The sequence below is a fragment of the Niveispirillum sp. FG148 genome (assembly GCF_057809655.1).
Genome location: NZ_JBMDKJ010000003.1, coordinates 226,505 through 236,064, shown reverse-complemented (window position 1 = coordinate 236,064; position 9,560 = coordinate 226,505). Strand labels below are relative to the sequence as shown.

The window sequence follows — 9,560 nt, the reverse complement described above, 5'->3', positions numbered from 1 at the left end:
GATTCAAGCGAACGAAGAGGGGGCATCCTCTTCCCGACAGCACCCGCGCGGCGTCGTCAACCAAGGGGGCGGACGGCCAGCGGCTGATCAAGCAATAGCTTGACTCCCACGCCTGATCCATCCCCGGCGCAAATACAAAAACCCCCGGTCCGACAGTGTCGAACCGGGGGTTTTAATGGTCGGAGTGAGAGGATTCGAACCTCCGGCCTCTGCCTCCCGAAAGCAGCGCTCTACCAGGCTGAGCTACACTCCGTCACATGTTCCGCAGCGTTTCGCCGGGGGCGTCGTCTGCGTGGGCGGCTGTATAGCGTCATCGTTCGGGGGTTGCAAGCACTAGATGCTGTTTTTTGACCCTTTGGTGACCGCATGGCAGCCGCGCACACCGGACGGTAAGGTTCAGACAGGCAGACCCACTGCGCGCGCTGCCTGCAGGTAGGAGCGGCTGACCGGAACCTCCAGGCCGTTGATCAGGATCAGGAACTGCTTATCGCCCACCTTTCGGGTCCCGCACACGGCGGCCAGCGCCACCCACCAGGACCGGTGCACCCGCAGGCCCGGTACGCCCGCCAGGGCCTGCTCTGCTTCCCCCAGACGGCACAGGATCAGATCGCTGCCAAGTATCGTATGGATGCGCAGATAGTGATCCTCCGCCGACAGGGCCACCAGGTCGCGGCCCAGCCGGGCCGGAATGCGGTCCAGGAAAGGGCTGGCGGGCGGGGCCGGTGGCAGCGATGCCTTTTCCGGCAAGGGCGGCAGCGATCGGTCTGGCACCGGTTCCGGCGCGGATGCCGGGTGCAGCGCCAGCCCGCCGATCCGGTCCAGCGGCAGCGTCAGGGCCAGGGAAAACAGGCAGACATCGCCATAGGTCTTCAGCAGCGACCAGGGGGTGAGCGCCCCGCCAACGCGGGCTACGCCTTCGGCCCAGGCCACCTCGAACAGCGTCGGGACAGCCCCCGCCAGGGCGGCCAGCGCAGGGGCCAGCGGCCAGCCCAGCCTGGAGCCCCAGGCACCCTGGCGCAACCACTGCAGCGCCAGGGCCGTCTGCACCCACATCAATGGGGTCAGCAGACCCCAATAAAGGTAACGCACCAGCGGTGACAGGTCGGAGAAGGTGCCCACGGGCCCGACCCGGCCCAGCAGCAGCCCGATCAGCAGCACCAGCAGCAAGTTGCGCAGGGGCAGGCCCCAACCTGCTGATTTTGGGCGAATTATCGCGTGAACGACATTCACGAACGGTGGCTGACGGTCGCGTAACAAGGCTTTCCCCGAAGGCTGGACGGTCGCCATGGTGCCGCCACATCCGCTTTCATGCCAAGAGGTTCCCCGATCATGACAATGTTTTCGCGCACCCTGCCGGTCCTTCTGATCCTTGCCACCCTGTCGGCCGGGGGCGCCCTGGCGCAGGACATCCGGACGACCACCACCATAAAGGCTTCAGCGGGCCTGTCGGTGTCGCCAGCCGATCAGGCGGCCCTGCTGGCCGTTGCGGAGCGTTCCGATCAGGTCTGGAACGACAAGGATACGGACGGGATGGCCACCATCTATGCCCAGGATGGGATGTTGCGCCTGGGAGGAGACGCACCGCTGGTCGGGCGGGCCGCCATGCGGGATTATTTCGCCCAGGCCTTTGCCCGGCGTCCGCCGGGTTTCCGGCATGTCACCCACATCACGCATTTCCAGGCGCTGACGCCCGATCTGGTGCTGACCGACGGCGACGTCTCGGTGGACCAGCAGCAGGCGGATGGAAGCTGGACCAGCATGCGCCGATTCCGCACCAACTCCGTGGCTGTGCGCCGTGGCGGCGGCTGGGAACTTGTCGCGGTGCGGGCCATCCCGCTGACACCCGCTCTGCCCGCGCGTCCGCAGGGTTGAGGGGGGCACAAACAAAAGGGCCGGGATGGCAGCCCCATCCCGGCCCTGTTCATATCTGCCCGTAGAGGCGGCGATCAATAATCGCGGTCGACCACGAATTCCAGCACGTCCAGCAGGGCGCGCTTGATCGGGCTGGCCGGGAACAGGCCCAGCGCATCGCGGGCGACCGACGCATAGTGGCGGGCCCGTTCCACGCTGTCGCGCAGGGCATTGTGCTTGTTCATCAGGGCGATGGCCTTTTCCAGGTCGGCGTCGCCCTGGTCCAGATCCTCCATGGTCCGGCGCCAGAAGGCCCGTTCCTCGTCATCGCCGCGGCGGAAGGCCAGCACGATCGGCAGCGTGATCTTGCCTTCGCGGAAATCGTCGCCGATGGTCTTGCCCAGCCGCGCCTGGGCGGCCGAATAATCCAGCACATCATCGACCAGCTGGAAGGCAATGCCCAGGTTCATGCCGTAGGAGCGCAGGGCGTCTTCCTCCGCCGTTGGTCGGCCGGCCACGACGGCGCCGATGCGGCAGGCGGCGGCGAACAGTTCGGCCGTCTTGGACTTGATGACTTCCAGATAGGCTTCCTCGCTTGTCTCCGTGTCGTTGGAGGTGGTGAGCTGAAGCACTTCGCCTTCGGAAATCACGGCCGAGGCATTGGCCAGGATGCGCAGCACGTCCAGCGACCCTGCCTCGACCATCACCTGAAAGGCGCGGGAGAACAGGAAGTCGCCGACCAGGACGGAGGATTTGTTGCCGAACACGGCGTTGGCGCTGGCCTGGCCGCGGCGCAGGTCGCTTTCGTCAACCACGTCATCATGCAGCAGGGTGGCAGTGTGGATGAATTCCACGCAGGCCGCCAGCGGCTTGTGAAGCTCCCCCTGATAGCCGCACATCTGCGCGGCGGCCAGGGTCAGCACGGGCCGCAACCGCTTGCCGCCGCTGGCGATCAGATATCCCGCCAGCTGCGGGATCAGCGCCACCGGCGAATGCATCCGCTCGATAATGATCTGGTTGACGTCTTCCAGATCCTTGGCGACCAGCGCCACAAGATTGTCCAACGCGTTCGCACCCGGCTTCCGCCGCTTCGGATCAAGACTGGTCACGGTGGCCACGGGTCGAGGCTCCATAGCGAAAGACAGGTATATGCAAGCCCGGTTGACGAGCCCTGGATTGCGGGGGAGCATAGCGGGGAAGGACGCGGGGTCAAGGCCCGCGCGCGTCCATATGCGGCATGTCCGCCTTGAAACTCTGGCCTGTCAGGACTTTGGATGTCGCCGCCGATCTGCAGTATCGACCCCGTGGAACGGGTTTAGTGATGGTGATGCCGTGATGCAGCCGGGGGTGGACGCGGCGGTGGAGCGGACGGCCCTGCTGGGGGGGCGCGTCACTTTGTTCCAGCCGGTCCAGGGTTATCGGGCCGCCATCGACCCGGTGCTGCTGGCTGCGGCGGTGCCGGCGGTGGCGGGACAGGCCGTGCTGGAACTGGGCTGCGGCACCGGGGCGGCGCTGCTGTGCCTGGCCGCGCGGGTGCCGGGCCTGGCTGTCACGGGCCTGGAAATCCAGCCCTTTGCCGCCGGTCTGGCGCGACAGGGGGCGATGGCCAGCGGTGTGGCCGACCGGGTCCGGGTACTGGATGGCGATGTGGCGGCTCCGCCGCCTGAACTGATTCCCAACAGTTTCGACCATGTCCTGTCGAACCCGCCCTTCTGGCCGGCCGGCCGGCATACCCCGTCGCCCAGCGGGCACAAGGCCGCCAGCCATGGGGAAGGGGCGGGAGACCTCGCGGGGTTCATCCAGGCCGCGTTGCGCCTGCTGAAAAGCCGCGGGCGGCTGACCCTGATCTATCCCGCCGAACGGCTGGATGATCTTTTGTCGCTGCTGCGCGGCCGTTTCGGCGATGTCCGAATCCTGCCGCTCTGGCCGCGCGCCGGTGTACCGGCCCGGCGCGTCATCGTCACGGCGCGGCGGGATTCGCGCGGGGGCCTGTCACTGCTGCCCGGTCTGGTGCTACATGGGCCGGGGCAGCCTTACCGTGCGGGGGTGGAGGCCATTCTGCGCGATGCCGCCCCCCTGGACCTGATTCAATAGGCCAGTTCGTACCGGGCCAGGATGCGGTCGGCTGTGCCATCGTCGCGCAGGGCCGACAAGGCGGCGGCCAGACGGGCGGCCAGGACCGGGTCGCAGTCGCGTGAACAGCCCAGGAAGATCTGGTCGGTCTTGATGGCGTTCCCCAGCACCAGCGGGCGTCCGTTGCCTTCCCGCTGCCAGCGCCAGCGCATCTGCAGGCTGCCGCTGAACCAGCCATCGGCCCGGCCCATGGCCAGCATTTCCGCCTCCCGCGTGCCAAGCGGCGTCGTCACGACCAGATCGGGCGGATAGCCGAAATCGCGCAGTTCCTGGTCCGGCGCGCTGCCGGCACCGACCACCAGCCGCCGGCGGGCATCCCGCGCCTGTTCCAGGCTGTCAATGCGGGGCCCCAAGGTGGCAATGGTCCGGTCCAGCCGGCAGAGGGGAGCGATCCAGGTATATTTGTCCTGGCGGGCGGTCAGATAGGTGAGGGGGGTGATCAGGATGTCCTTGCCGGTCGCCGCCATCTCCTGCGCGCGGCGCCAGGGAAGGAAGGTGACATGCGGCTTATAGCCAGCCTGTTCAGCCGCCATCAGCACTAGTTCCAGGACGCCGCCCTTTTCGGCCGGATCGTCCATGGACATGGGTGCCGTCTGCACCGCCATCAACTCGACCGGAATCGGTCCGACTGTCGCCGCCGGCTGCGCCAGGGCATGGCCCGCCACCGCCCATGCGGTGCCAAGGAAGCAGAAAAGGGCCAGAGCCAGAAGGGTGGGGCGACGCAGGTTCATCAAGGCAGGGTGCCTCTACCTTTTGGGTAGGTCAAACCTTGTTCGAGTTCTTTTGGTATGGGGTGGGACTGGCGTATGCAGCCGGTCGTGCCCACTTCTATATCTGGTTGACCTTTGACCAAGGGAAGGATGCGGCACCGCCCATGTTCCGACGCCTGAAGAAATTTGCCGGCCTGCCCGTTCCTCCCGCCGTCCGGGTTCTGCGCCTGTCGGGCGGAATCGGGACCGGCCGGCGTGGCCTGTCGCTGGAAACGCTGGCTGGCGACATTGAACGCGCCTTCGCGCCCGACGGGCTGGCGGCCGTTGCCCTGTCGATCAATTCGCCGGGCGGGTCGCCGGTGCAATCCTCCCTGATCGCATCGCGCATTCGGGCCTTGTCGGCGGAGAAATCGGTGCCCGTCCTGGCCTTCGTCCAGGATGTGGCGGCCAGCGGCGGCTATTGGCTGGCGGCGGCGGCGGATGAGATCGTGGCCGATCCCTGTTCCATCGTCGGGTCCATTGGCGTGGTGTCGGCCGGATTCGGCTTCACCGGCCTGCTGGACAAGCTGGGCATCGACCGGCGTGTGTACACGGCCGGCACCTCCAAGGCCATGCTGGACCCGTTCCAGGAAGAGAAGCCCGAGGATGTGGCCCATCTGAAAAGCCTGCAGGCCGACATGCATGATCAGTTCAAGCATTGGGTGCGCGACCGCCGGGCCGGCCGGTTGAAAGCGGGCGAGGAGGAACTGTTCAACGGTGCCTTCTGGACCGGCCGGCGGGCGCTGGAACTGGGGCTGGTCGACCGGCTGGGCGATCTGCGCACGGTCTTGCGCGACCGGTTCGGGGAAAAGGTCGATATCCGTGTGGTCAACCCCGCCCGTTCGCGTGGCCTGGGCCGGCTGATCGGACTGGACGCGGGTGACTTGGCCGACGGCATCGCCGATGCGGCGATCGAACGCGCTGCCTTCGCCCGTTTCGGGCTGTGATTTTTCTTGCCGGCCGGCCGGCTTCACCCTTTTATGGCGTCCATGCTGTCATTGACCAAAATCATCACCCTGGTCGGCATCCTGACCATCGTCTGGTTCGGTTTCCGCCTGCTGGGCAAGATCCAGCGGCAGCGGCAGGATGCCCTGCGCCGCCATGGCGGCAAGCCGGAGCCTGCGGCCCGCAAACCGGGCAAGGCGCCCGTCGCGGATACGCAGGACATGGCCAAATGCCCCGTCTGCGGCGTCTATGTCGCGGCCGATGCCAAGCGCTGCGGCACGCCCGGCTGCCCACGCTGACGGCAGCGTTAACTGTTTCGCGCAACAAACCGTGCTTCAGCCCTGCGTTCCCCGCACGGAACGTAACCGGGCGGCTGCCTTGATTTGGTCCTTCCCGCCCTCTAAGGTGCGGTCCAATACAAACTTTCTTGTGAAGTTCCGGGACCATGGCGTTGACGGCATCGGGCAAGCAGCCCCTCTCCTTCCAGGGTGTCATCCTGACCTTGCAGAATTTCTGGGCGGCCCAAGGCTGCCTGGTTTTGCAGCCCTATGACATGGAAGTGGGTGCCGGCACGTTCCACCCCGCCACGACGCTGCGCGCGCTGGGCCCTGACAACTGGAACGCGGCTTACGTCCAGCCCTCGCGCCGTCCCAAGGATGGCCGCTATGGCGAGAATCCCAACCGGCTGCAGCATTATTACCAGTTCCAGGTGATCATGAAGCCGTCGCCGGCCAACATCCAGGACCTGTATCTGCAGTCGCTGGTGGCGCTGGGCGTCGATCCGGCCCTGCATGATATCCGCTTTGTCGAGGATGACTGGGAAAGCCCGACGCTGGGTGCCTGGGGCCTGGGCTGGGAGGTCTGGTGCGACGGCATGGAAGTGTCGCAGTTCACCTATTTCCAGCAGGTGGGCGGCATCCCGTGCGAAAAGGTGGCGTCGGAACTGACCTATGGTCTGGAACGTCTGGCCATGTATATCCAGGGCGTGGAAAACGTCTATGACCTGCGCTTCAACGACCCCGTGGGCGACCGCCCGGCCGTGAAATATGGCGAGGTGTTCCACCGGGCCGAGCAGGAATATTCCGCCCATAATTTCGAATTCGCCAATACGGAGATGCTGTTGCAGCATTTCCAGAACGCGGAAAAGGAATGCGCGGCCCTGCTGGCCCATGGTCTGGCCCTGCCGGCCTATGATCAGTGCATCAAGGCCAGCCATCTGTTCAACCTGCTGGATGCGCGCGGCGTCATTTCGGTGGTGGAACGACAGAGCTATATCCTGCGCGTGCGCACGCTGGCCAAGGCCTGCTGCGAGGCGTGGCTGGAAGATGGCTACCGCAAGGGCAAGGCTGCCTGAGCGTTAATATAACGATACCGAAACGAATTTCTCCGGACGCTTGTGACCAAAATGGCCGAACTGCTGATCGAACTGTTCATGGAAGAAATCCCGGCGCGGATGCAGGTCCGCGCGGGCGACGATTTCAAGCGTCTGGTGACGGAGAAGCTGTCCACGGCCGGTATCCATTTCGCGCGCGCCGAGGCCCATTCCACGCCCCGCCGCCTGACCCTGGTGGTCGAAGGCGTGCCCACGGCCCAGGCCGATGTGCGGGAAGAAAAGAAGGGCCCGCGCGTCGGTTCGCCCGAACAGGCGCTGGCCGGTTTCCTGAAATCCGCCGGCCTGTCCAGCATCGATCAGGCTGAACAGCGCGACACCGGCAAGGGTGTGTTCTATTTCGCGGTGATCGAAAAGAAGGGCGGCGCCACGGTCAATGCGCTGCCCGGTATCATCGATGCCGCCATCCGCGAACTGCCCTGGCCCAAGTCGATGCGCTGGGGTGCGAATGATTTCATGTGGGTCCGCCCGCTTCATTCCATCTTGGCTTTGTTCGACGGCGCCGTGGTGCCGGGTTCGCTGAACCTGGGTGGGAAGACCATCGCCTATGGCGACCAGACAGAAGGCCATCGCTTCCTGTCGCCCGGCGCCTTCGCCGTCACCAGCTTTGCCGATTACAAGGACAAGCTGATGCAGGCGCATGTCGTGCTGGACCGCGACCAGCGCAAGCGCCTGATCCTGAACGACGCGGTGAAGGCGGCGACGGCGGAAGGGTATGTCCTGAAGGATGATCCGGGCTTGGCTGAAGAGGTGGCGGGGCTGGTGGAATGGCCTGTCGTGCTGACCGGCGCCATCGATGATCAGTTCATGGACGTGCCGGCGGAGGTGCTGACCACCTCCATGCGCACGCATCAGCGTTACTTCGCCCTGGAAACCGCCGAGGGCAAGCTGGCCCCGCGCTTCGTCGTGGTTGCCAACCGCACCACGCTGGATGGCGGCAAGGCCGTGGTGGCGGGCAACGAACGCGTGCTGCGCGCCCGCCTGTCGGACGCCAAGTTCTTCTGGGATCAGGATCTGAAGGTGAAGCTGGAAAGCCGCCTGCCCGGCCTGAAGGACATCACCTTCCATGCCAAGCTGGGCAGCCTGTATCAGCGCGTGGAGCGGATGGCCGCCCTGTCCAAGGCCATCGCCCAGGCCCTGAACTATGACGCCTCGGAGACGGAGCAGGCGGAAATCGCCGCTTGGCTGTCCAAGGCCGACCTGACCACGGGTGTGGTGGGCGAATTCCCGGAAGTGCAGGGCATCATGGGCCGCTATGTGGCCTATCGCGAGGGGCTGCCCGCCCCGGTGGCGGAGGCCATTGCCGACCATTACAAGCCCCTGGGGCCAAGCGACCGCGTGCCGACCGACAAGGTTTCGGTGGCCGTGGCCCTGGCCGAGAAGATCGATACGCTGGTGGCGTTCTTCGGCATTGGAGAGCCCCCGACGGGATCGCGTGACCCGTTCGCGCTGCGCCGTGCGGCCCTGGGTGTCATCCGTCTGATCGTCGAAAATGGCTTGCGGGTGGAGTTGGGCAATATTGTCCAAGAATCCATGATGGCGCATATGACCCAAGAGGCTCAGCGCCTGGTTCAATCTCATCTCAATCAGGCATCTATTGCTGCTGTTTTGCTTGGAGATTCATGGAACGAGATCGTCGGCAAATTGCAGCACAGTGAGATTAAGAAGGAATCAATTGAGAGCTTGTTAGTTCGATTTGAGAACGTACTGCCTCAACTTTTCTCCTTCTTCCACGACCGCCTGAAGGTCAGCTTGAAGGAAAAGGGCGTCCGTCACGACCTGATCGATGCCGTGCTGGCGCTGGGCGGGGAGGACGATTTCGTCCGGCTGCTGGCCCGTGTCGAGGCGCTCTCCGGCTTCCTGGCCACCGATGACGGTGCCAACTTGCTGGCCGCGTCCAAGCGCGCCAGCAACATCCTGCGCATCGAGGAGAAGAAGGACGGCCCGCATGATGGTGCGGTCGATCCGGAACTGCTGACGCTGGACGAGGAAAAGGCCCTGTTCATGGCCCTGACGGCCGCCACGGCCACCGCCGCCCCGCGCATTGAGGCGGAGGATTTCACGGGCGTGATGGCCGCCTTCGCCGTGCTGCGCGCGCCCGTCGATGCCTTCTTCGAGAAGGTTACCGTGAACGCGCCGGAAGCGCCCGTCCGCGCCAACCGACTGCGCCTGTTGAGCCAGATCCGCGCCACCCTGGCGTTGGTTGCCGACTTCTCGAAGATCGAAGGCTGACCCCATGAACCTGCATCGCGCCCCCCGCCGCCGCCGACCGCGGCCGGGGTGTGGCGGTGCAGGTAGTGGAATTACGATTTCCATGTTGCGGTGCGGTAGTTTGGTAGTGGCGAGGGCCGATGGTGCCCAGCCGACCGTCCGCGGCAGCGCCTCCCCCCCAGCAACGGGGACACGATCCAAACGCGCAGCCACCCTCCGTCATCCCGGCGAAAGCCGGGACCCAGGGGGCAGGCGCCCGACCTTTCCACCGGCGTCGATCA

9 protein-coding genes and 1 tRNA gene are annotated in these 9,560 nt (G+C 65.5%); 6 read left to right on the top strand and 4 right to left on the bottom strand.

Annotated features, from left to right (window positions below):
• Window positions 1–176 precede the first annotated feature (176 nt).
• Both ACODTW_RS04665 and ACODTW_RS04660 read right to left on the bottom strand, forming a co-directional pair.
• Window positions 177–253: transfer RNA gene (locus ACODTW_RS04665), tRNA-Pro, on the bottom strand.
• Window positions 254–396: 143 nt separating this feature from the next.
• Window positions 397–1,257, bottom strand: a complete 861-nt coding sequence (locus ACODTW_RS04660) for a LytTR family DNA-binding domain-containing protein (RefSeq protein WP_488944758.1) — start codon at window positions 1,255–1,257, stop codon at window positions 397–399.
• Between the two features lie 72 nt (window positions 1,258–1,329).
• Between ACODTW_RS04660 and ACODTW_RS04655 the strand changes: the two genes are divergently transcribed.
• Window positions 1,330–1,872: a YybH family protein gene (locus ACODTW_RS04655; protein WP_488944756.1), complete on the top strand. Its 543-nt coding sequence runs from the start codon at window positions 1,330–1,332 to the stop codon at window positions 1,870–1,872.
• Between the two features lie 74 nt (window positions 1,873–1,946).
• Here the strand turns inward: ACODTW_RS04655 and ACODTW_RS04650 are convergent, their stop codons facing one another.
• Window positions 1,947–2,969: a polyprenyl synthetase family protein gene (locus ACODTW_RS04650; protein ID WP_488944755.1), complete on the bottom strand. Its 1,023-nt coding sequence runs from the start codon at window positions 2,967–2,969 to the stop codon at window positions 1,947–1,949.
• A 217-nt stretch (window positions 2,970–3,186) separates the two neighbouring features.
• Here ACODTW_RS04650 and ACODTW_RS04645 point away from each other — a divergent pair, with 217 nt between their 5' ends.
• Window positions 3,187–3,945 carry a tRNA1(Val) (adenine(37)-N6)-methyltransferase gene (locus ACODTW_RS04645; protein WP_488944754.1) on the top strand — a complete coding sequence of 253 codons (759 nt, stop codon included), beginning with the start codon at window positions 3,187–3,189 and terminating at the stop codon, window positions 3,943–3,945.
• Here the strand turns inward: ACODTW_RS04645 and ACODTW_RS04640 are convergent.
• Entirely contained in the window at window positions 3,939–4,715 is a 777-nt protein-coding gene (locus ACODTW_RS04640; protein ID WP_488944753.1) for a substrate-binding periplasmic protein, read from the bottom strand. The two genes, ACODTW_RS04645 and ACODTW_RS04640, sit on opposite strands and share 7 nt — an antisense overlap.
• Window positions 4,716–4,858: 143 nt before the next feature.
• Here ACODTW_RS04640 and ACODTW_RS04635 point away from each other — a divergent pair, with 143 nt between their 5' ends.
• From ACODTW_RS04635 to glyS, 4 genes are all read left to right on the top strand, one after another.
• A complete protein-coding gene (locus ACODTW_RS04635) occupies window positions 4,859–5,680 on the top strand; it encodes a S49 family peptidase (RefSeq protein ID WP_488944752.1) in 822 nt (273 codons plus the stop codon).
• A gap of 42 nt (window positions 5,681–5,722) precedes the next feature.
• Complete coding sequence (locus ACODTW_RS04630; protein WP_488944751.1) at window positions 5,723–5,977, top strand: hypothetical protein; 255 nt, start codon at window positions 5,723–5,725, stop codon at window positions 5,975–5,977.
• A 146-nt stretch (window positions 5,978–6,123) separates the two neighbouring features.
• Window positions 6,124–7,032: a glycine--tRNA ligase subunit alpha gene (locus tag ACODTW_RS04625; RefSeq protein ID WP_488944750.1), complete on the top strand. Its 909-nt coding sequence runs from the start codon at window positions 6,124–6,126 to the stop codon at window positions 7,030–7,032.
• A gap of 51 nt (window positions 7,033–7,083) precedes the next feature.
• Window positions 7,084–9,300 (top strand): glycine--tRNA ligase subunit beta, encoded by a 2,217-nt coding sequence (glyS, locus tag ACODTW_RS04620; RefSeq protein WP_488944749.1) that lies wholly within the window; start codon window positions 7,084–7,086, stop codon window positions 9,298–9,300.
• Window positions 9,301–9,560 lie beyond the last annotated feature (260 nt).